The organism is Nakamurella sp. (assembly GCF_048594475.1).
Taxonomy (GTDB): Bacteria; Actinomycetota; Actinomycetes; order Mycobacteriales; family Nakamurellaceae; genus Nakamurella.
The window spans coordinates 1-21,311 of sequence record NZ_JBMDXT010000032.1 but is presented as its reverse complement, the minus strand read 5'-3'; the positions used below and the strand labels follow the sequence as shown (position 1 = coordinate 21,311).

The following is a 21,311-nucleotide window of genomic DNA, read 5'->3' as shown; positions in this document are numbered from 1 at the left end:
GGCCCGGGAAAAACTGACCGTCGCGCGGATCCCACCAGTCACGCTAGAGTTCACAGAGCACGTACGTTGGGTGTCCACCGGAGGGGAAGCCGGTGGCGCGAAACGTGCCGGAAGACGGTGTCCGATGCCCGCACGAGACGACCGACCCCCGAGGGAGCCGACGCCTCGGGACGGCAAGCTATCCGAGATGCGTTTCCTGACCGTCGCCGAGGTGGCCACGCTGATGCGTGTGTCCCGGATGACGGTGTACCGCCTGGTCCACTCGGGCGAGTTGCCCGCGGTGCGGGTCGGCCGGTCGTTCCGGGTGCCCGAACGCGCCGTGCACGACTACCTGCGCACCGCTTTCAACGACGTCGGCTGACGGCCGCGTCCGGTCGGATCGGGCCAGGGCCGGCAGCGATCCGGGCCGTGGTCCGGTCGCCTCCGCGCCGGGACCGGCCGGTCTCGAGCGCCGGTACCGGCCGGTAGGATGGCCCGGGCTCGGCATTCGCCGAGCCGGCGGGCGGCCGGGTGCCGCCCGTGCCAGATCATGCGTCGATGCGGCCCATGGACCGCGACGGCCGCGCACCGGGAGAAGTCGTCAATGGGTTCTGTCATCAAGAAGCGTCGCAAGCGGATGGCCAAGAAGAAGCACCGCAAGCTGCTGCGCAAGACCCGGGTGGCGCGCCGCAAGGCCGGTAAGTAGTCGCCACCGGCCGGCCGGGCGGACCTGACGGTCCGTGGGCGGCCGGCCGGGGGCGGCGTCGGGCAACATCGGGCCGGGAGAATCAGCAGAGGTGGCAGGTCGATGGCGGGACTGATCGTCCTGGTCACCGGGGTGACCAGGGTCATCGGATCGTGCCTGGCCGGTCGGCTGGCGGACCATCCGGCCGTCGACCGGGTGATCGGGGTCGACGCCGCGCTGCCGGAACCGGCGGCGCGGGCGCGGATGGGCGCGGCCGACTTCGCCCGGGTCGACATCCGCAACCCTCTGGTGGCCCGGGTGATCGAGGCGGCCGGGGTCGACACCGTGGTCCACGCGTCGGCCTCGTCGACGCCGGCGTCGTCCGCGGCCCGGACGATGGCCAAGGAAATGAACGTCCTGGGCACCATGCAACTGCTGGCCGCCTGCCAGCGGTCGGAGAGCGTCCGGAACCTGATCGTCCGCTCCACCGGGGCGGTCTACGGCGCCTCCTCGCGTGACCCGGCGATCTTCACCGAGGAGATGTCGGCCCGCTCCGTGCCCTCCGGGCCGGGCCGGGACGCCATCGACATCGAGGCCTACGTCCGCGGCTTCGGCCGCCGGCGGCCGGACGTCCGGATCGCGGTCCCACGGTTCGCCGAGATCGTCGGGCCGACCGTGGTGACCCCGCTGACCCGGTACTTCGGCCTCACGCCGGCGGTGCCGATGGTGTTGGGCCGCGACGCCCGCCTGCAGTTCGTGCACGAGCAGGACGCGATCGGCCTGCTGGAACACCTGGCCCTGGGCGACTTCGCCGGGACCGTCAACGCCGCCGGTGACGGCACGATGACGCTGGCCCAGGCGATCCACCGGGCCGGACGCATCCCGTTGCCCGTGCCGTCCATCGGGCTCGACCCGCTGTCCCGCGTGATGCGCACCGTGCACCTGGGCGGGTTCTCCCCGAACCAGGTCAAGGCGCTGTCCGCGGGGCGGGTGATGGACACCACCCGGTTGCGGGAACGGGTGCGCTACACGCCGCGGTTCACCACCATGGAGGCGTTCGACGACTTCGCCGCACACCTGCGGCCGGTGGTGACACCCCAGGTCGTCCGGGGGGTCGAGGTCCGGGTGGCCGGGACGCTGGGCGTCCGGCCGCTGCCCGACACCCCGGCCCTGGATCCGGTCCGGGCGTCCGGATCGGTGACGGAGGACCTGCTGGCGCAGCGCCCCACCGGTGACGACGCCACGGCCGGCGACCCGGCCGGTCCGGCCGGGCGGCCCCGACTGGTCGGGATCGACGGTCACGCCGGGGGTCAACCCCGGCGCCGGCGGACCCGATGAGCGACCGGGACCGGGTGCGGCCCCGGGCCGTGGCCGCCGGCGAGCCGGCGCCGGATCGGCTCGGTGGAGCGCCCGAGCAGCAGGAACAGACCGCGACGGACGGAGGAACCGCAGTGGCCGGCACCGATGCGCCCGTGGGGCGCCGGGGACGGGAGCCGGGCGACGCCCCGCGACCGGCCGACGGGTCGCCGGCCGCCCTGACCCCGCCGGCCGAGACGGGTGCGAGCCCGGCGGGAGTCGCCGCGGGCGGCGAGCCGGTGGCGACCACCGAGACCGGGTGGCGCCGCGGCCTGGCCGAATCGCTGGCGTTCCTGCGCCGGCGGATGACCGGCGAGTACGAGGTCGACGACTTCGGTTACGACGCCGACTTCACCGACCACGTCGTCGTGCCGCCGCTGAAGCTGCTGTACGACAAATGGTTCCGCATCGAGACCGTCGGCCTGGAGAACATCCCGGACGCCGGCGGGGCCCTGCTGGTGGCCAACCACTCGGGCACCATCGCGGTCGACGCCCTGATGACCGCGGTCGCCGTCCGCGAGCATCACCCGATGCACCGGCCGCTGCGGATGCTCGGTGCGGATCTGGTCTTCCAGACCCCGTTCATGGGCCCGATCGCCCGCAAGATGGGCAACACGCTGGCCTGCAACCCGGATGCCGAGCGGCTGCTGTCCACCGGGGAGCTGGTCGCCGTATTCCCGGAGGGCTTCAAGGGTGTCGGCAAGCCCTACTCCCAGCGTTACCGGCTGCAGCGGTTCGGCCGGGGCGGGTTCGTCACCGCCGCGATGAAGACCGGTGTGCCGATCATCCCGGTCTCGATCGTCGGCGCCGAGGAGATCTACCCGCTGATCGGCAACCTCAAGCCGCTGGCCCGGGCGCTGGGGTTCCCGTACTTCCCGGTCACCCCGACCTTCCCGCTGCTCGGCCCGCTCGGCGCCGTCCCGCTGCCCAGCAAGTGGATCATCGAGTTCGGCGAACCGATCCCGACCACCGGATTCGGCGACAACGCCGCGGACGACCCGATGGTCGTCTTCAACATCACCGACCGGGTCCGGGAGACGATCCAGCAGACGCTGTACCGGTTGCTCCTGCGGCGCGGCCACCCCTTCCTGGGCTGACGGGCGCGGCCGGTCCGGGTCCTGCGATAGCGGTCGGCTCGCGACCTGCGAGTGGCTCGCGCCCGCGTCGTCCGCGCCGAGCGAAGACGGTGGCTCGCTGAGCGGGTGGTGGTCTTCGCTCGACCCGCCGGCTGACGGACGGCGGCCCACCGGGCGGCGGCGTCGCGGTCAGGCGGCCAGCGCGCGGCGGGCCCGGCGCCGCAGGGACCGCCACATCAGGGTGGCGATGCCGGCCAGCACCGCACCCAGGGCGCCCGGCACCCAGATCTTGGCCGCCTTGCGCCCGGTCCGGAAGTCCTTGATCTGCCAGCCGCGGGCCCGGGCGATGTCGCGCAGGGCGCCGTCGGGATTGATCGCGACCGCGGTGCCCACCACGGACAGCATCGGTACGTCGTTCACCGAGTCCGAGTAGGCGGTGCACCGTCGCAGGTCCAGACCCTCCCGGGCGGCCAGGGCGCGGACCGCGGCGGCCTTCGCCTGCCCGTGCAGCATCTCGCCGAACAGCCGGCCGGTGTAGACACCGTCATCGGTCTCGGCCACCGTGCCCAGGGCCCCGGTCAGCCCCAGCCGCCGGCCGATGATCTGGGCCAGTTCGACCGGGGTCGCGGTCACCAGCCAGACCCGCTGGCCGGCGTCCAGGTGCCGCTGGGCCAGCTCCCGGGTGCGCGGGTAGATCCGGTCGGCCATCAGCTCGTCGTAGATCTCCTCGCCCAGATCGACGATCTCGGACACCTGCCGCCCGGCCACGAACGCCAGCGCGCCCTCCCGGGCGCGGGAGGTGTCCGCGGCGTCCTCGCCGACCAGCCGGAACTTGATCTGCAACAACGCGAACCGCAGCAGGTCGCCGGTGGTGAAGAAGTTGCGGGCGACCAGACCGCGGGCGAAATGGAAGATCGACGCGCCCTGCATCATCGTGTTGTCGACGTCGAAGAAGGCGGCCGCCGTCAGATCGGTGCCCGGCGGGAGATGCTCCTCCTCCTCGTGGACGGCGAGGTAGGCGGCCTCGGCCGAGGCGGCCCCGGCGATCTCGGCGGCCGACGCCTGATCGTCGAACGCCTTTCGCTTCCGCACCCGTGACCTCCCCTGCCGTGGCCGATCGGTCCTCGGCCGGCGGCGCGCATTCGTTCCCTACCGTCGGCCAAGACTAGTTGTCCGCCGGCGGCGCGTGGGCGCGGCCGTCGCCGAACGCGTCCCGGTCCGGCCGAGGACCGGGACGGCTCGCCCCGGCCGGCCTCACCCGTCCGAAAGGGGTGTTCGCGCGGTGCGCCCGGACCCGGTGCCGGACAATGTCCCGCGTGAGCAGTCCGCAGAACGGCACATCCACCGGCACCGAGCGGCCCGGCGACCCGGGGCCCGGGGCCGCGGGCCCGTCGGCCAACGTCGCCGACCTCCTGCGGTCGGCCGCGGGCCGGTACCCGGATCGACCCGCGTTGCTCTCGGCGTCGGGCGCCCGCACCTGGGCGGCGCTGGACCGGGCGGCCGATGCCGGTGCCCGTCGGCTGGCCGGACTCGGTGCGGCGCCGGGGGAGCGGGTCGTCATCGGTCTGCCGTCCGGGGCCGACCTGGCCCTGGCCCTGTTCGCGGTCGCCCGCGCCGGGCTCATCGCGGTACCGGCGGCGCCCGGGGTCGACCTCGGCGACCTGGCCGACCGGGTGGGCGCGGTCGCCTCGATCGCCGCCGGGCGGGACCACCGGCTGGGCATCGCCCTGGGGGCCGCCGATGTCGCCGACTGGTGGGACACCGACCGCGGGAGCGACCCCGAACCGTTCGAGAGCATCGGCGGGGGTGAGGATCTCGTCCTGCTCGCGCGCGCCCGCGGCGAGCGGGCGGTGATGCTGTCGCACCGGGCGGTGCTGGCGGCGGTCGCGGCGATCGGGCAGCTGGGCGTGGTCCGGGTGCGCGACGGGGACCGGGTCCTGCAGGTGCTGCCCCTCTACCACGTGGCCGGATGGGTCGTCTCGCTGCTGCCGACCGCACTGGTCGGCGGCGCCGCGGTGTTCCCCGACGTGGGGTTCGAGGTGGCGACCGTCGCGGTCGGCGTGCCCGGCGGCACCGGCTCGATCGCCGACCAGGGCCGCGCGGCCACCACCGCCGCCCTGCGCGCCGCGGCGGACCACGCGGTCACGGTCGTGCCCGGCGCCCCGGGCTTCTACCACCACCTGCTGGCCGATCCCGACGCCGTGCGGTCCCTGGCCTCGGTGCGGCTGTTCACCTCGGGCAACGCGCCCCTGGCGGCGGCCGACGAGGCCGCCTTCCGCGCGCGTTACGGGCAGCCGGTGTGGGAGGGCTACGGGATCTCCGAGTCCGCGTCCGTCGTCACCACCTCGCTCGTGACCCCGGCCCCGGTGCGCGGATCCGTCGGCCGGCCGCTGGCCGGGATCGAGCTGCGGGTGGTCGGGCCGGACGGCCAGGATCTGGCCGGGGAGGCCGACCCGCCGGCGGACGCCGAGCCCGACGGCGACGCGGTCGCCGGAGCGGACGCCATCGCCCGGGTCGAGGTGGACCGGGATCCTCTGGACACCGTGGCCGACGCGCCGGACGCCGGCGAGGTGGGCCGCATCATGATCCGCGGCGCCACCCTGTTCTCCGGGTACTGGCCGAACGGCGGCGGTGGTCCGGACGCCGACGGCTGGTTCCTGACCGGCGACATCGGCTTCCTGGACGACGGCGGCGAGCTGCATCTGGTCGACCGGGCCGCCGAGGCGGTCATCGTCGCCGGCTTCACCGTCTATCCCCGGGAGGTCGAGGACGCGCTGGCGGCGCACGAGGACGTGGCCGAAGTCGCGGTCATCGGCGTGCCCGCACCCGACGGGCATGCCGAACTGGTCGCCCTCCTCGTCCCGTCCGGCGACCGGCCGCCGGACGAGGAGCAGCTGCGGGAGCTGGTCGCCACCCGCCTGCCGACGTTCAAGCACCCGGCCGTCTACCGCGTGGTGGACGACCTGCCCACCACCGAGGTCGGCCGGATCGACCGGGACGAGGCCCGCCGCCGCTTCGGCCCCGCGGCCGGGCAGGCCCTGCGGGCGCTGAGCGCGGTGCCGGACCCGGGTGCCCCCGAAGGCGACCCGACCGGTCCGGCACCGGCCGCCGCGCCGGCCGAGCCCGCGGAGGGTACGGGGGACACCGACCCCGCGGCCGACGAGCCGGCGGTCGAGGCGGCCGAACCCGGTCCGGACGTGAGCCCGGAGCCGGCCGGCGACCTGGACGAGCTCGGAAGCCGGCTGCCGGGCACGGGCGACCGGGCCGAGCGGGCCCGCGACGACACCGACGAGGACCTGTTTTGAGCGCCGCCGGTGGCATCGGCCGGCCGTCCCCGGACGGCCGGCCCGGCGTGGCGCGTCCCGACGGCCCGTCGCCGGCCGGCGCGCGGGGAGCGACCCGATGAGCACCGTGACCGTCTACACCCGGGCCGGTTGCCACCTGTGTGAGGTCGCCATCGCCACGGCGTCCCGGATCGCCGCCGAGACCGGCAGCGTGGTCACCACGGTGGATGTCGACGCCGACCCCGAGGATCAGGCCGAGTACGGCGATCTGGTGCCGGTGATCCTGGTCGACGGCCGGATGCACGGCTATTACCAGGTCGACCCGGAGCGGCTCCGGGCCGCTCTCGCCACGGGCCCGGCCGCCGGGCCGTGATCGGGTCCGCCGGGCCTGTGACCCCCGTCACCGGTCCGGCCACCGGCACCGACGGGGCCGGTCAGCGCCGGTGAGCGGAGGAAGACGGCGTCCTCGGCGACTTTGTGCACGCGTTCACGAATGACTAGGCTCTGCCGCGTACCGGGGACCTAGCACATTCGGTCGCCACGGCAGCGGTGGGGGCGCAATTCGCCCTGTGGAGGCAAACGGGTGACAGGGCAGGTCGGCGGGACTCGCGAGAGTGGCCGCCTGCGTTCGATCCCCGAAGCCACCGTCGCCCGCCTGGCGCTGTACCTGCAGGTTCTCACCGCCCTCGGGGACGGCACCGGCGCCCAGGAGACGATCTCCTCCGATCAGCTCGCGCGGTCCGCCGGCGTGAACTCGGCCAAGCTGCGCAAGGACCTGTCCTACCTGGGGTCCTACGGCATCCGCGGGGTCGGGTACGACGTGCGCATCCTGACCGAGGAGATCAGCCGGACGCTGGGGGCGCATCGGGCCCACCGGGTGGCCCTCGTCGGCCTGGGCAATCTCGGCCAGGCGCTCGCCGGCTACCCGGGATTCGCCGGTCGCGGCTTCGTCGTCTCCGCTCTGTTCGACATCGACCCGGCTCGGGTGGGCCGGGAGATCGGCGGCCGCGTCGTCCAGCACCTGGACGACGCCGTCGCCGTGTGCCGGGCCGCCGGGGTCACGATCGGCGTGATCACCACGCCGGCGACGGCCGCCCAGCGCGTCGCCGACATCCTGGTCGCGGCCGGGATCCGGTCGATCCTGAACTTCGCCCCCGGCGTGCTGAGCATCCCCGGGGACGTGGAGGTCCGCCACGTCGACCTGGCCCTAGAGCTGCAGATCCTGGCGTTCCACGAGTCCCGGCGGGACGCCGACCGGATCGGCCCCCGGGTGCTCGCCACCACCGAGCACGCGACCGACGCACCGCCGGCGTTCCACCCGGCGGAGACACCCCGCGTGGCGGTGACGTCGTGACCCGGTGTTCACCGGGACGTCGCCCGCCGGTCACCCGGGCGGAACCGAACCCAGTCGCTGGCCGAGAAGAGTCAGCCACCGGTCGGCGGTCGCAGCCAGCGGCCGCCGGCGCACCTGAATGCTCGAGGAGCTCGCGATGACCCGCGCACGTAAATCCGCCGGCCGGATCGCCTTCGTCGGTGCCGGCCCCGGCGACCCGGGGCTGCTGACCATGCGCGCGGCGCGGGCCCTGGAAGCGGCGTCGCTGGTCGTCACCGATCCCGATGTGCCGGCGGACATCACCGCCCTGGCCGCGGACGCCGAAGTCAAGCCGGCGGTGGGCGAGCCGGGCGAGGTGGCCAAGACCCTCGTCGCCGCGGCCAAGTCCGGCCAGGCCGTGGTCCGGCTGGTGGCCGGCGACGTCCTCACCGCCGACCCGGTGGTCAAGGAACTGCAGAGCGTCTCGCGCTGCGCGGTGCTGTTCGACGTGATCCCGGGACTGGCGGCGACCGCCGTCGCCTCCTACTCGGGCATCGCCGTCGGCTCCGTGCACACCGTGGCCGACGTGCGGTCCACCTCGGACTGGTCCCGGCTGGCCGCCGCGCCGGGCACGCTGCTGCTGCAGGCGTCGGCCGGGCACCTGGCCGAGACCGCGACCCTGCTGGCCCAGTCCGGCCTGGCCGGGGAGACCCCGGCCTCGGTGACCTCGGGCGCCACCCTGCCGACCCAGCGCACCGTCGACGGGACGCTGGCCACGCTCGACGGCATCGGCGGCGACATGACCGGTCCGCTGGTCGTCACCGTCGGGTCCGGCATCGCGCAGCGGGGCCGGCTGTCCTGGTGGGAGTCGCGCGCCCTGTACGGCTGGCGGGTGCTCATCCCGCAGACCAAGGACCCGGCGGACGAGATGGTCGAGCTGCTGCGCCTGCACGGGGCCATCCCGCAGCGGGTGCCGACGGTGGCCGTCGAGCCGCCGCGCACGCCGGCCCAGATGGAGCGCGCGGTCAAGGGTCTGGTCGACGGGCGCTACCAGTGGATCGTGTTCACCTCGGTCAACTCGGTCCGGGCGGTCTGGGAGAAGTTCACCGAGTTCGGCCTGGACGCCCGCGCGTTCTCGGGCGTGCGGATCGCCTGCGTGGACAGCGCCACCGGGGAGGCCGTGCGCGCTCTGGGCATCGTGCCCGAGCTGATCTCGGCCGACCAGCAGTCCTCGGCCGGGCTGCTGGCCACCTTCCCCGAGTACGACGACATCCTCGACCCGGTCGACCGGGTGCTGCTGCCGCGCGCCGACATCGCCACCGAGACCCTGGCCGAGGGGCTGCGCGAGCGGGGCTGGGAGATCGACGACGTGACCGCCTACCGGACCGTCCGGGCGGCCCCGCCGGCCGCGCCGATCCGCGAGGCGATCAAGACCGGCGGGTTCGAGGCGGTCTGCTTCACCTCCTCGTCCACCGTGCGCAACCTGGTCGGCATCGCCGGCAAGCCGCACGCCCGGTCGATGGTGGCGTGCCTCGGGCCGAAGACCGCCGAGACGGCCCGCGAGTTCGGCCTCCGGGTCGACGTGCAGCCGGAGTTCGCCGAGATCCCGGCGCTGGTGGAGGCGCTGGCCGAGCATGCGTCCCGGCTGCGGGCCGAGGGCGCCCTGCCGCCGCCGCGGAAGACGCCGCGCCGCCGCTGAGCCGCCCGGCGAGTATGGCGCCGTGTCACGCAGAGTGATGAGATCTGTCACTCTCCGTTGGACAGATTGACTCCGCGGGGACCTCCCGGCCCTCCGCGGCCCGGCCTACCGTCGTGACCATGACCGAGCCCACCGGTGCCGCCGGCTACGCCACCCCCTCCTATTCCGGCGGCCCCGGCCCGGCCGCGCCGCCGGCCCGTCCGACGAGCGTCACGCTGGCCTTCTACGCCTGGCTGGTGATGACCGCGCTGTCCCTGTTGTCGCTGGTCTTCGTCCTGACGAGCCCGATCTGGGACCAGGCCGTGGCGGCCGGGGTGCGGGCCGCCGACGTCAACGGGGTGCAGATCGACGCCTCCAGCCTGGTCACCACGGCCAAGATCACCTCCGTGGTGGGCTTCCTCATCGGGGCCGCGCTCTATCTGCTGTTCGCCTTCAAGATGCGCGCCGGCCGCAACTGGGCCCGGGTCGTCCTGACCGTCATCGGGGTGCTCGGCGTGCTCAGCGCGGTGCTGCCGACCTATCGATCGGTGACCGTCAACGGGACCACGTTCGTCGTGCAGAACTACGGCATCCACTGGATCAGCCTGGCGCTGCTGATCGCGGCGCTGGTGCTGATGTTCGTGCCCGCCTCGAACGCGTATTTCGCCGCCGCCAAGGCGTACCGCCAGGCTCACCGCTGACCGATCGGGACTACCGTTCGACCATGAGCACTCCAGGCTGGAACCAGAACAACAACCCATACGACGCCGGCCCGCCGTCGGGCGGGTCGAGCGACCCGTTGGCGCGCGGCGGCGGCGGGCCGGGGTACCCCGGGCCCAGCAGCGCATCCGGTCCGGGCGGGTATCCGAACCAGCCCGGCCAGGGCGGGTATCCGAATCAGCCCGGCCAGGGCGGATACCCGGGCGGCGGCCCCGGCGGGTATCCCGGTCAGCCGGGGTATCCCTCCCCGTATCCGGGGCAGCCGCCGTACCAGTCCTACCCGGGGAACGCCTCGGTGGTGGCCGCCCCCGAGCGCCCGCTGACGGTGAAGCTGGCGTTCTACGACTGGCTGCTGATGACGGCCCTGTCCGTGGTCACGCTGGTGATCACGCTCAACAGCCCGATCTGGGACCTGGCCGTGCAGGCCGGGTTGCGCCAGGCGAACACCGGGAGCGTGGCGATCGACGCGAACAGCCTGGTCACCACGACCAAGATCATCATCGTCGTGGTCTTCGGCTTCTTCGCGGCGCTGTACCTGTTCTTCGCCTTCATGATGTACGGCGGGCGGAACTGGGCGCGGATCGTGCTGACGGTCCTCGGGGCCCTGACCGTGCTGACGGCGGTGACCCCGACGACGGGATCGGTCACCGTCAACGGGCAGACCTTCACCGCCACCAACTACGGCATCAACTGGATCAGCGGCATCCTGGCCGTCGCGGCCATCGTCCTGATGTACCTGCCGCAGTCGAACATCTACTTCAAGGCGGCCAAGGCGCACCGCAAGGGCGGCGTCCGCTGACCGGTTCGACGGCCGGTCGAGGTGCCGGTTCCCGCGACTCACCGGCACCTCACGCCGGTCAGTCGCGGGTGGCCCGGGCCTCCGGCGGGAGCCGGTAAGTTCGGGGTATGAGTTCTGGCGCGGGCGAGGCCCGCAAGCGCCCCGGTTTCATGGACTCGGTCCGAGCCGCCCTCGTGCCGCCGGCGCTGCCTCCGGACGACGGGAAGCCGCTGGTCCGGCCGTCGACCGTGATGGTCGCGTCGGTCCTGTCCCTGCTGGCCGGGGCCATCTTCGCGTTCCTGGGCGCCGCTTCGATCATCACGCTGGACAGCCAGGTGGACGTGGCCGTCAGCCAGTACAACAAGGCCGTCGACGACTGCCGCTCCAAGTACGGCGGGATCGACGGCGCGGCCACCGCCCCGGCCGGCGCGAGCACCGACGACACCAATGCCGCCCAGAGCTGCAACGGCCTCACGCCGCTGACGGACGACATGATCAGCTCCTACCGGACCTCGAACATCGTCTTCGGCGCGATCTTCGTGGTGCTCGGCCTGGTGGCCGCCGCGGCCGGCTGGTTCCTGCGCAGCGGCAACCGGTGGGCCCGGTTCGCGGTGATCGGCATCGTCATCGTCAACGTCATCTTCTCCGTGATGCTCGGCGTCTCGAACATCCTGATCCTGGGCGCCTCGCTGATGCTGATCGTCGCGGTCATGCTCTGCTTCATCGGCAAGGGGGGCGTGTTCTTCAGCCGGGTCAAGTCCCGGCGGGCGAAGTGAGCGCCGCGGGTTCCCGCCCCGGTCGGAGGGCGATCGTCGCCGGCGCGGGGTCGGCGGTGCTGTTCCTGGCCGCCGCCTGGTTCGCGGTCCGGCACGGCGTCGTCACCGACACCTGGCCGGCGTTCCTGCCCGGCACCGACACCACGGCGATCACCCGGTACTCGGGGCCCTGGCTCACCGCCGCGGCGGTCGCCGTTCTGGGGGCCGGGCTGTCCGCGCTGCTGCTGGCCCGCGGACTGACCGGGCGGGTCGAGCCGGCCGGACGGGCCGCCGCATGAGCACCACCGTCGTCCACCTGGTGCGGCACGGCAAGGTGCACAATCCCGGCAACATCCTGTACGGCCGGCTGCCCGGGTACCGGCTGGCCCGGTCCGGACGGGAGATGGCGGCCGGCGTCGCCGGGTACCTGGGCGGGGCCGACATCGCCTACCTCGCCGCGTCCTCCCTGCAGCGGGCCCAGGAGACCGTCGCCCCGCTGGCCGAGGCGACCGGGTTGACGGTGCGGACCGACGACCGCCTCATCGAGGCGGCCAACGACTTCGAGGGCGCCGCGGTCGGTGCGCACACGTTCCGGCGGCCGGGCAGCTGGCGCAAGCTCCGCGATCCGCGCCGCCCGTCGTGGGGAGAGCCCTACCTGGAGATCGCCCACCGCATGCTCGGCGCCGTCTACACCGCCGTGCAGGAGGCCGACGGGCGGGTCGCGGTCATGGTCTCGCACCAGTTGCCCATCGTCACGGTCCGCCGGTACCTGGAGGGACGCCGCCTCTGGCACGACCCCCGGCGCCGCCAGTGTGCCGTCGCCTCGGTGACCAGCCTGACCTTCGTCGACGGGGTCGTGCGCGACATCGGCTACGCCGAACCGGTCGCGCACATCGCCGCGGTCGACGATCCGGATGCGGGGGTGGACGTGGAACAGCTGGCCCCGCCGGCGGCGCCGATGTCCGCACCGGTCGCATCGGACCCGACCTCGTCGGCGTCCGCGCCCACCGGGTCGGGCCGGCCGGGGGAGGGCGGATGACCAGGTGGCGAGCCGCGGCCGCGGCGTTGGCCGCGGCGGCCGCGCTGACCCTGGCCGGGTGCAGCACGGGCAACGACGCCGCCGTCTACGGCGGGTCGTTCACGTTCGTCTCCCCGGGCGGCCAGCTCGAGTTCTCCTACCCGGCGGCCGACCGCGGCACGGTGGCCAACCTGTCCGGTGAGAACGTCGTGGGCGACGGCACCGTCTCGGTGTCGGACTACGCAGGCAAGGTGGTCGTGCTGAACTTCTGGGGTTCCTGGTGCGGGCCGTGCCGGGCCGAGGCCCCGGCGCTGGAGCAGGCGGCGACCGCGCTGGCCCCGGCCGGGGTCCAGTTCCTGGGGATCAACGTCAAGGACACCAAGTCGGCAGCGGCCGACTTCCTGGCCAGCAAGCAGGTCGGCTACCCGTCCATCTACGACCCGTCCATGCGCACCCTGCTGGCCATCAAGGGCTACCCGGCGAGCGGCATCCCGTCGACGATCGTGCTGGACCGGCAGGGTCGGGTCGCGCACATCTGGCTGCAGGCCATCGACGACCCGCAGCAGATGATCGACGTGATCGGCGCGATCGCCGCGGAACAGTCCTGATCGGGCCGGACTCCCATGACCGACACCGTCCTCACCGGGCCCTACCTGCTGGCCGCGCTGCTCGCGCTGGCTGCCGGTGCGGTGTCGTTCGCCTCGCCGTGCGTGGTGCCGCTGGTGCCCGGCTACCTCGCCTACCTGGCGTCCCTGGTCGGCGCAGAGTCCGCGGCTCCCGCGGCCGCCGCTCGACCGACCCCGGCCGCCGCCCGACCGACCCCGGCCGCCACCCGACCGGCCGACGGGGCCGATGCTGGGCCGTCGCCGTCGCGGGTGGGCGCCGCGGTGCGCAGCCGCGCCGTCCTGGCCACCTGCCTGTTCGTGCTCGGCTTCACCGCGGTCTTTCTCCTGCAGTCGGTGCTGGTGGTGGGCCTGTCCCGAGCGCTGCTGACCAACACCGAGCTGCTGACCCGCATCGGCGGCGCGGTCACCGTGGTGATGGGCGTCGTGATGCTCGGCCTGATCCGGCCGCTGCAGACCGAACGCCGGCTGCATCTCCGCCCGGCCGGCCGGTACCTGGGCGCTCCGTTGCTGGGCGCGGTGTTCGCGCTCGGCTGGACGGCGTGCCTGGGCCCGACGCTGGTCGGCGTGCTGTCCCTGGCCAGCGCGACCGACTGGGGCGGCTCGGCCTGGCGCGGGCTGTCGCTGGTGCTGTTCTACTGCGCCGGGCTGGGCCTGCCGTTCATCGCGGTCGCCTTCGGCTTCGGCTGGGCGGCCGGCGCGCTGGCCGTGCTGCGGCGGCACTCCCGCACGATCCAGATCGTGGGGGCCGTCGCCCTGATCGTGCTCGGACTGTTGATGCTGACCGGCGCCTGGAGCGCGTTCGTCGCCTGGCTGCAGGGCCGGATCGCCGGAATCGGGAGCATCCTGTGAAGCAGAGCGGGTCCACCGACCGGGAGGTGACGCGGTGACCGACACCAAGGCGCCGCCGGTCCCGGCGGCCGAACCGTCCCGGCCCGGACCGGTGCACGGCGGGCTGGCCTTCCTGCGCAACGTCTGGCGCCAGCTGACCAGCATGCGCACGGCGCTGATCCTGCTGTTCCTGCTGGCCGTGGCGTCGCTGCCGGGGGCCCTGCTGCCGCAGTGGTCGCTCAACAGCGCCAAGACGGCGCAGTACATCGCCGACTACCCGACGCTGGGGCCGTGGCTGGACCGGTTCGGCTTCTTCGAGGTCTTCGGCTCGCCCTGGTACTCGGCCATCTACCTGCTGCTGTTCATCTCGTTGGTCGGCTGCCTGACCCCGCGCACCTGGGAGTTCGTGGGCCAGCTGCGCGCCCGGCCCGTGGTCACCCCGCGCAACCTCGGACGGCTGCCGCACCACGACCGGCGTGAGGTCGCCGGACCGGTGGACGAGGTGGCCGACCGGATCTCGTCCGGCCTGAAGGGCTGGCGGATCGCCCGGCGGACCGAGGACCGGCCGGGGCACCCCACGGCGACGACCATCTCGGCGGAGAAGGGCTACCTGCGCGAACTGGGCAACCTGGTCTTCCATTTCTCGCTGGTCGGGCTGCTGGTGGCCATCGCGGTCGGCAAGCTGGTCGGCTACGAGGGCTCGGTGATCGTCAACGCCGGGTCCCAGTTCTGCTCGACCTCGCCCGCGTCCTACGACAACTTCCGGCCCGGGCTGCTGGTCGACGGCACCGACCTGACCCCGTTCTGCCTGGACGTGCGCACGTTCACCGCGGACTACACCGCGGCCGGCCAGGCCATCGGTTTCGCCGCCGACGTCGGATCGCAGACGGGAGCGGCGGCCGGCACGGACGTCTGGGATTCCAACCTCCTGCAGGTCAACGACCCCCTGCGGCTGGCCGGCGAGCGGGTCTACCTGATCGGCCACGGGTTCACCCCGCACTTCCGGGTGACGTTCGCCGACGGCACCGTGCGGGACTACGCGCAGCCGTTCGCGCCAGACGCGAACGACCCCAACTTCACCTCGCAGGGCGCGGTCAAGATCCTCGACCCGCCCGGCGTCACCGGCGACGACGTCCGCAAGCACCAGCTGGCCATCGTCGGCATCTTCGCGCCGACCGCCACCCTGATGCACGGCGGCATCATGACCTCCGAGTTCCCCGCGGCGCGCAATCCGGGCGTGGCCGTCGACGTGTACCGGGGCGACCTGGGACTGGAGGGCGGCCTCTCGCAATCGGTGTTCTCCATCGACACCAACCAGGTGGACAAGGGTGCCCTGGTCAAGCAGGCCCGGTCGAACCTGATGCCGGGGGAGTCGGTCACCCTCGACGACGGCACGTCCATCACCTTCACCGGCTACAACGAGTGGGTGTCGCTGCAGACCTCGTACGACCCGGCGCAGGGATTCGCCCTGGTGTTCGCGGTGACGATGCTCATCGGGCTGATGATCTCGCTGGTGATCAAGCGGCGGCGGGTGTGGTTCCGGCTGTACCCGGTCGACCCGGTGCCCCCGACGGGCCGCGGCGACCGTACCGTGGTGGAGGTCGGCGGGCTCGCCCGCACCGACCAGGCAGGTTATGGCGAGGAGTTCGGGACGCTGGCGGCGCTGGCGGACCGGGCGCCCGGGCAGCGATGACGTCCCGTTCGCGGGCGGCTGGGATGGGTGAGGGCTGATGAGTCAGATGTGGGCCGACCTCTCGGACCTGGCGTTCGAGGCCGCGCTGGCGGCCTACGTCGTCGCGCTGGTCTGCTACGCGATCGAACTGGCCTCGCGCCGCGCGGTGAACCCGGCCGAGTCGGTCGCCGCCGGGCAGGCCGCCGGTGGCGGCACGACGCTGGTCCGCACCGGACCGATCGACCCCGGCTCCATCGGCCGGGTGGAACGCCCCCCGCTGGCGCCCTGGGGCGTCCGCTTCGGCCGCGCCGCCGTGGTGGTCACGGTGGTCGGGGCGGCCGCCAACGTGCTGTCCATCGTCGCCCGAGGGCTGGCCGTCGGCCGGCTGCCGCTGGCCAACATGTACGAGTTCGTCTCGGTCATCTGCGCCGCCGCCACCATCACGTGGCTCATCGTGCTGGCCCGGACCGGGGCCCGCACCCTGGGCGTCTTCGTGATGACCCCGGTCGTGGTGCTGGCCGTCGTCGCCGGTACCCGGCTGTACGTGCCGGCCGGCCCGGTGGTGCCCGCGCTGAACTCGTACTGGAAGTGGATCCACGTCACCACGGTGGCCATCTCGTCGAGCATCCTGCTGGTCAGCGGGGCCGCGTCGGCGCTGTACCTGCTCCGGGGCCGGCTCGAGCGCACGCACGCGGACCGGGCCGAGCCGGCCGGGGGCGGTGCCCCCGTGCGGGCCCGTTCGCTGCTGTCGGTGCTGCCGTCGATGGTCGCGCTGGACCGGATCGCCTACCGGACCGCGATCGTCGGCTTTCCGCTGTTCACCTTCGCGGTGATCGCGGGCGCGATGTGGGCCGAGGTGGCCTGGGGTCGCTACTGGGGCTGGGATCCGAAGGAGACCTGCTCGTTCATCACCTGGGTCTTCTTCGCGGCCTACCTGCACGCCCGCTCGACCGCGGGGTGGCGGGGGCGCCGGGCCGCGTGGATCTGCGTCCTCGGCTGGGCGTCGATGATCTTCAATCTCTTCTTCATCAACATGGTGGTGTCGGGCCTGCACTCCTACGCCGGGCTGAACTGAGCGGCAGCGACGAAGGCTCCGACGAGTGGGCCCACCGGACGCCATGGGCGTCGGGTGGGCCCGATCCGCGTGGTGACGAACGCGGCGACGAGGAGGCCGCGTCGATCAGCTGCTCTTGTCCTCGCCGCGCAGGCGACGGTCGATCTCGCTGAGGAATTCCGGGTCGTCGTCCGGGGCGACGGTGCGGGTCGGCCGGGGCCGCGGGCCGCGGGCGGTGCCGGGGCTGGTCTGTGGGGCGCCGGGGGTGCGGGCGCCCATCCCGCGCCAGGCGAGGGCGATCACCAGAACGGTCACGGCGATGGCAATCAGCATGTACATCTACCTACCTCCTCGTCACCCTCAGCGTACGCACTTTCGGCGCGGGGGGACCTGCCCACAATGGGTGAGCGGGCGCCCCGCCTGATACATCGGACGGGTCCGCCCGGACCGGACCGGCGGAGACGACGATGGCCCGGTCGGCAGGGGTTCTGCCGACCGGGGCATCGATCGGGTGGGCGCGCGCCGGGACCGGCCCGGCGGCGGGAATCAGGCCGTCGAGCGCGAGGCGTCGACGGTGAGATCGGCGAGCAGCGCGCTGACCTCGGACTCACGGAACCGGCGGTGACCGCCGGGCGTGCGGATAGAGCCGATCCGGCCCGCGGACGCCCACCGCGTCACGGTCTTGGGATCGACGCGGAACATCAGCGCGACCTCTCCAGGGGTCAGCAACCGCTCAGACATCTCCATACGTGCCACCTCCACATTCGGGCCCCGACTGGCCTCGTTTGACGGACTGGCGGACACCCTGACGGGCCCCGCCCCTTCTCCGAACCCGATCTCTGCCCGTCGGGCGTCGATCGCGTTCCGAGTCGTTCGGCGTACCGTTTGTCCCATTCTACATTGACACCTGGCTTAGTCGAGAGGAGTCCACCGAATTTTCTTGCCGGGCTCCGGTATCGACCGGTCCACGATTCGCCGATCCCGCCTGTACCCGGGCTTTCGCGGGGCGAAACGACCGAACCGCTCCGGTCCGGTCGTTAGGCTGGGGTGGTGGGCAGTGAAGAGTCGAACGCAGCCGCCCGGCCCGGCGGTGCCGGTGGCCGTGCCCAGCCTGCGGCCGCGGACGGGGCCGTGACCGAACGCCCGTCCCTGGCCGGGCCGCTGGTGGTCTACACCGCCCTCCGGTTGGGCCTGATCGCCCTGCTCACCGCCGTGCTGGTGCTGTTCATGCCGCTGATCGTCGCGCTGGCGTTCGCGATCATCCTGCAGCTGCCGCTGGCCTACCTGCTGTTCCCGGGTCCGCGCAAGCGGGTGAACGCGGCGCTGGCCGCGGCCTCGGCGCAGCGTCGCGCCGAACGCGATCGGCTGCGCGCGGCACTCGAGGGCGAACCGGGGGCCGACCGGCCGGTCGCCTGATCGGCGGTCCGGATCGCCCGACCGGCCCGTGGCCGCCCCCGGCGCGCGCACGGCCGGCGTCATAGGGTCGCCGGTGTGAGTGCACCCGGTCCCCGGTCTCCGGCCTCGAGCGTCCCCGTCACCGCGGCCGACTCCGGTGTGGTGTCCGAACCGCGCTCCGCACCCGGCCGCGGTTCCGGTGCCGGCCGGGGGCCGGCGTCGCCGGTCGGGGCGGTCATCGGTGAGGCGGTCATCGGTGAGGTGGTCGACCGGGCCCGGCCGGCCGACCGGGCCTGGCTGGCCCGCGCCGTCCGGCTGATCGAGGCCGACCTGCAGCGCAGCGCCGACACCCATCTGCTGCGCTTCCCGCTGCCCGGCGTGCTGGCCGATGCCGGCATCGACCTGTACCTGAAGGACGAGAGCACCCACGTCACGGGGTCGCTCAAGCACCGGCTGGCGCGCTCGCTGTTCCTGTACGCGCTGTGCAACGGCCACCTGACCGAGCGGACGACCGTCATCGAGTCGTCCAGCGGCTCGACCGCCGTCTCCGAGGCCTACTTCGCCCGGATGATCGGGCTGCCGTTCGTGGCCGTGATGCCGGCCGGCACCTCGCCGCAGAAGATCGCGCTGATCCAGGCCCAGGGCGGTCGCTGCCATCTGGTCGACGACCCGTCCACCATCGACGCCGAGTCGCACCGGTTGGCCGACGAGTGCGGCGGCCACTACATGGACCAGTTCACCTACGCCGAACGGGCGACCGACTGGCGGGGCAACAACAACATCGCCGAGTCGATCTTCGCTCAGCTCGCGCTGGAACGGCACCCGATCCCCGCCTGGATCGTCGTCGGGGCCGGGACCGGCGGCACCAGCGCCACCATCGGCCGGTACGTGCGGTACCGGGGCCATGCCACCCGGCTGTGCGTCGCCGACCCGGAGGGCTCCGCCTTCTTCCCGGCCTGGCGCGACGGCGACCCGACCCGCACCGGCACGCCGTCGCGGATCGAGGGCATCGGCCGCCCCCGGGTCGAACCGTCGTTCATCGGCCCGATCGTCGACCGGATGCAGCGGGTGCCGGACGCCGCCTCGGTGGGCACCATGCGCGAGCTCGCGACGATCCTCGGGCGGCGCGTCGGACCGTCCACCGGGACCAGCGTCTGGGCGTGCCTGGAGCTGATCGCGGAGCTGCGCGACCGGGCCGGCGGGTCGGGGAGCGGCGCGTCCGTGGTCACCCTGCTCTGCGACTCCGGCGACCGGTACGCCGGGACCTATTTCGACGACGGGTGGGTCGCCGCGCAGGGCTGGGATCCGGCCCCGTACCGGGCCGCCGTGCGGGAGTTCATGGCGACCGGACGGTGGATCGGGGCGGCCGGATGAGCGGCGGCCTGCTCGACCGTGCCCGGGCGCGGATGCCCGACCTGCTCGAGGACCTGGAACGGCTCGTCCGTTGCGAGTCGCCGTCCGCCGACCTGGCCGCGGTCGCCCGCAGTGCCGAGGTGGTGGCCGAAATCGGTGAGCGGCGTCTCGGAGTGCCGGCGCAACGGCTGGTCGTCGACGGTTGCAGCCACCTGGCCCTGCGCCACGGGACCGGGCCGGTGCGGGTGCTGCTGCTGGCGCACCACGACACCGTCTGGCCGGTCGGGTCGCTGGCCGTGCACCCCTGGTCGAACCGGGACGGGGTGATCCGGGGCCCGGGCACGGTGGACATGAAGGCCGGGCTGGCGATGGGCGTGCACGCGCTGGCCCTGCTGGCCGCCCGCGGCGCCGACCTGGCCGGGGTGTGCCTGCTGGTCACCGGGGACGAGGAGGTCGGCTCGCTGACGTCCAGGGCCCTGATCGAGGACCACGCCCGTACCGCCCGCGGGTGCCTGGTGCTGGAGGGTGCGGCCCCCCACGGAGCGCTCAAGACGGGCCGCAAGGGCACGTCCTGGTACCGGATCGACGTCACCGGACGGGCGGCCCACGCCGGTGGTGAACCGGAGAAGGGCGTCAACGCGGCCGTCGAACTGGCCCACCTGGTTCTCACGGTCGCGGAGCTGGGCCGTCCGGACGTGGGGACGACGGTCACCCCGACCGTCGCCTCGGCCGGCACCACCACCAACACCGTGCCGGCCGCGGCGGAGCTGCACGTCGACGTCCGAGCCCGGACCGCGGCCGAGCAGCAGCGGGTGCACGCCCGGATGCTGGCGCTGACCGCCACCGTGCCCGGCGCCGTGCTGACCGTGCACGGCGGCATCAACCGGCCGCCGATGGAGCCGGCGGGGGCGGCCGACCTGTTCGCCGCCGCGGTGCGGCTGGCCGACCGCGAGGGGCTGGGGCCGCTGGCGCAACGATCGGTCGGCGGCGGATCGGACGGCAACTTCACCGCCGCCATCGGCGTGCCCACGCTGGACGGGCTCGGGGCGGTGGGCGGCGGCGCGCACGCGGCCGACGAGCACGTGCTGGTCGAGCAGTTGGCGCCGCGGACCGCGTTGCTGGCCGCCCTGGTCGAGGAGCTGCTGGGTTCATGACGAGCGTGCCGGTCGCGCCGGCCCGGGTGGTCGCCGCCACCGCCGCTCGCCGGGCCGGGGTCCGGATCCGCCCGCTGGCGACCATCGAGGACATGGTGGCCGCCTGCCGGTTGCTCGACGACGTCTGGGACATCCCGCCGGGGGAGACGTCCGAGGTGCGGCCGTCGCTGCTGCGCGCGCTCGATCACGCCGGCAACTATCTGGTCGCCGCGCACCTGACGGACGGCCCGCGCCGGGGCGAGATGGTGGCGGCCAGCGTGGCCTTCTTCGGCACGCCGGTCGGGACGTCGCTGCACTCGCACATCACCGGGGTCCTGCCCGGTGCCGGCCGGGGCATCGGCGCCGCGGTGAAGTGGCATCAGCGGGCCTGGGCGGTCGAACGCGGACTGTCCCGGATCACCTGGACCTACGACCCGCTGATCGCCCGGAACTCGTATTTCAACGTGTGCCGGCTGGGGGCGCGGCCGGAGCGGTACCACGTCGACTTCTACGGCCCGATGGACGACGGACCCAACCGCGGGCAGCCGACCGACCGGGTCGACGCCGTCTGGGAACTGCACTCGGCGGCCACCGCGGCCGCGGCGGCCC

23 protein-coding genes and 1 pseudogene are annotated in these 21,311 nt (G+C 73.6%); 21 read left to right on the top strand and 3 right to left on the bottom strand.

The genetic code is table 11. The annotated features are described in order from the left end of the window. Positions 1-187 precede the first annotated feature (187 nt). The 4 genes from ACOJUF_RS01585 to ACOJUF_RS01570 all read left to right on the top strand — a co-directional run bounded on the left by ACOJUF_RS01585 (position 188) and on the right by ACOJUF_RS01570 (position 3,117). Positions 188-361 carry a helix-turn-helix domain-containing protein gene (locus ACOJUF_RS01585; RefSeq protein ID WP_217180750.1) on the top strand — a complete coding sequence of 58 codons (174 nt, stop codon included), beginning with the start codon at positions 188-190 and terminating at the stop codon, positions 359-361. 222 nt (positions 362-583) lie between these two features. Then, positions 584-685: a 30S ribosomal protein bS22 gene (locus tag ACOJUF_RS01580; RefSeq protein WP_015746237.1), complete on the top strand. Its 102-nt coding sequence runs from the start codon at positions 584-586 to the stop codon at positions 683-685. Between the two features lie 102 nt (positions 686-787). After that, complete coding sequence (locus tag ACOJUF_RS01575) at positions 788-2,002, top strand: NAD-dependent epimerase/dehydratase family protein (RefSeq protein WP_420120109.1); 1,215 nt, start codon at positions 788-790, stop codon at positions 2,000-2,002. After that, positions 1,999-3,117, top strand: a complete 1,119-nt coding sequence (locus tag ACOJUF_RS01570; protein WP_420120108.1) for a 1-acyl-sn-glycerol-3-phosphate acyltransferase — start codon at positions 1,999-2,001, stop codon at positions 3,115-3,117. Before ACOJUF_RS01575 ends, ACOJUF_RS01570 begins: the two co-directional genes overlap by 4 nt. A gap of 168 nt (positions 3,118-3,285) precedes the next feature. On the opposite strand, the gene ACOJUF_RS01565 is transcribed toward ACOJUF_RS01570, so the two are convergent. Further along, on the bottom strand, positions 3,286-4,188 hold the full coding sequence (locus ACOJUF_RS01565; protein ID WP_420120107.1) for an HAD family hydrolase: 903 nt from the start codon (positions 4,186-4,188) through the stop codon (positions 3,286-3,288). A gap of 224 nt (positions 4,189-4,412) precedes the next feature. On the opposite strand from ACOJUF_RS01565, the gene ACOJUF_RS01560 reads away from it, so the two are divergent. From ACOJUF_RS01560 to ccsB, 13 genes are all read left to right on the top strand, one after another. Beyond that, complete coding sequence (locus tag ACOJUF_RS01560; RefSeq protein ID WP_420120106.1) at positions 4,413-6,401, top strand: class I adenylate-forming enzyme family protein; 1,989 nt, start codon at positions 4,413-4,415, stop codon at positions 6,399-6,401. A gap of 97 nt (positions 6,402-6,498) precedes the next feature. Continuing rightward, positions 6,499-6,753: a glutaredoxin family protein gene (locus tag ACOJUF_RS01555; protein ID WP_420120105.1), complete on the top strand. Its 255-nt coding sequence runs from the start codon at positions 6,499-6,501 to the stop codon at positions 6,751-6,753. Between the two features lie 210 nt (positions 6,754-6,963). Then, the gene (locus tag ACOJUF_RS01550; RefSeq protein WP_420120104.1) at positions 6,964-7,734 is read left to right on the top strand and encodes a redox-sensing transcriptional repressor Rex; all 771 of its coding nucleotides are present in this window, start codon (positions 6,964-6,966) and stop codon (positions 7,732-7,734) included. Between the two features lie 136 nt (positions 7,735-7,870). Next, positions 7,871-9,391 carry a uroporphyrinogen-III synthase gene (locus ACOJUF_RS01545; protein ID WP_420120103.1) on the top strand — a complete coding sequence of 507 codons (1,521 nt, stop codon included), beginning with the start codon at positions 7,871-7,873 and terminating at the stop codon, positions 9,389-9,391. A gap of 119 nt (positions 9,392-9,510) precedes the next feature. Beyond that, positions 9,511-10,071, top strand: coding sequence for a hypothetical protein (locus ACOJUF_RS01540; RefSeq protein ID WP_420120102.1), 561 nt, complete (start codon positions 9,511-9,513; stop codon positions 10,069-10,071). Positions 10,072-10,094: 23 nt separating this feature from the next. Next, positions 10,095-10,889 carry a hypothetical protein gene (locus ACOJUF_RS01535; RefSeq protein ID WP_420120101.1) on the top strand — a complete coding sequence of 265 codons (795 nt, stop codon included), beginning with the start codon at positions 10,095-10,097 and terminating at the stop codon, positions 10,887-10,889. A gap of 107 nt (positions 10,890-10,996) precedes the next feature. Next, positions 10,997-11,644 carry a hypothetical protein gene (locus tag ACOJUF_RS01530; protein WP_420120100.1) on the top strand — a complete coding sequence of 216 codons (648 nt, stop codon included), beginning with the start codon at positions 10,997-10,999 and terminating at the stop codon, positions 11,642-11,644. After that, entirely contained in the window at positions 11,641-11,922 is a 282-nt protein-coding gene (locus tag ACOJUF_RS01525) for a hypothetical protein (RefSeq protein ID WP_420120099.1), read from the top strand. The genes ACOJUF_RS01530 and ACOJUF_RS01525 overlap by 4 nt, the downstream gene beginning before the upstream one ends. Beyond that, the gene (locus tag ACOJUF_RS01520; protein WP_420120098.1) at positions 11,919-12,662 is read left to right on the top strand and encodes a histidine phosphatase family protein; all 744 of its coding nucleotides are present in this window, start codon (positions 11,919-11,921) and stop codon (positions 12,660-12,662) included. Before ACOJUF_RS01525 ends, ACOJUF_RS01520 begins: the two co-directional genes overlap by 4 nt. Beyond that, positions 12,659-13,249 (top strand): TlpA family protein disulfide reductase, encoded by a 591-nt coding sequence (locus ACOJUF_RS01515; protein ID WP_420120097.1) that lies wholly within the window; start codon positions 12,659-12,661, stop codon positions 13,247-13,249. The genes ACOJUF_RS01520 and ACOJUF_RS01515 overlap by 4 nt, the downstream gene beginning before the upstream one ends. A 15-nt stretch (positions 13,250-13,264) precedes the next feature. Then, a complete protein-coding gene (locus ACOJUF_RS01510; RefSeq protein WP_420120096.1) occupies positions 13,265-14,116 on the top strand; it encodes a cytochrome c biogenesis CcdA family protein in 852 nt (283 codons plus the stop codon). 34 nt (positions 14,117-14,150) lie between these two features. Then, positions 14,151-15,788 carry a cytochrome c biogenesis protein ResB gene (gene resB, locus ACOJUF_RS01505; protein WP_420120095.1) on the top strand — a complete coding sequence of 546 codons (1,638 nt, stop codon included), beginning with the start codon at positions 14,151-14,153 and terminating at the stop codon, positions 15,786-15,788. Positions 15,789-15,825: 37 nt separating this feature from the next. Continuing rightward, positions 15,826-16,842, top strand: coding sequence for a c-type cytochrome biogenesis protein CcsB (gene ccsB / locus ACOJUF_RS01500; protein ID WP_420120094.1), 1,017 nt, complete (start codon positions 15,826-15,828; stop codon positions 16,840-16,842). A gap of 105 nt (positions 16,843-16,947) precedes the next feature. Here ccsB and ACOJUF_RS01495 read toward each other — a convergent pair whose 3' ends face one another. Next, positions 16,948-17,160: a hypothetical protein gene (locus tag ACOJUF_RS01495; protein WP_420120093.1), complete on the bottom strand. Its 213-nt coding sequence runs from the start codon at positions 17,158-17,160 to the stop codon at positions 16,948-16,950. Positions 17,161-17,367: 207 nt separating this feature from the next. Beyond that, complete coding sequence (locus ACOJUF_RS01490; RefSeq protein ID WP_420120092.1) at positions 17,368-17,568, bottom strand: BldC family transcriptional regulator; 201 nt, start codon at positions 17,566-17,568, stop codon at positions 17,368-17,370. Between the two features lie 384 nt (positions 17,569-17,952). Between ACOJUF_RS01490 and ACOJUF_RS01485 the strand changes: the two genes are divergently transcribed. The 4 genes and pseudogenes from ACOJUF_RS01485 to ACOJUF_RS01470 form a co-directional block, all read left to right on the top strand. After that, entirely contained in the window at positions 17,953-18,237 is a 285-nt protein-coding gene (locus ACOJUF_RS01485) for a DUF4229 domain-containing protein (RefSeq protein ID WP_420120091.1), read from the top strand. A gap of 231 nt (positions 18,238-18,468) precedes the next feature. After that, positions 18,469-19,590 carry a PLP-dependent cysteine synthase family protein gene (locus ACOJUF_RS01480; RefSeq protein WP_420120116.1) on the top strand — a complete coding sequence of 374 codons (1,122 nt, stop codon included), beginning with the start codon at positions 18,469-18,471 and terminating at the stop codon, positions 19,588-19,590. 32 nt (positions 19,591-19,622) lie between these two features. After that, on the top strand, positions 19,623-20,723 hold the full coding sequence (locus tag ACOJUF_RS01475; protein WP_420120115.1) for a M20/M25/M40 family metallo-hydrolase: 1,101 nt from the start codon (positions 19,623-19,625) through the stop codon (positions 20,721-20,723). Then, a pseudogene (locus tag ACOJUF_RS01470) lies at positions 20,720-21,311 on the top strand (GNAT family N-acetyltransferase); the annotation flags it as partial. The gene ACOJUF_RS01475 and the pseudogene ACOJUF_RS01470, both read left to right, overlap by 4 nt.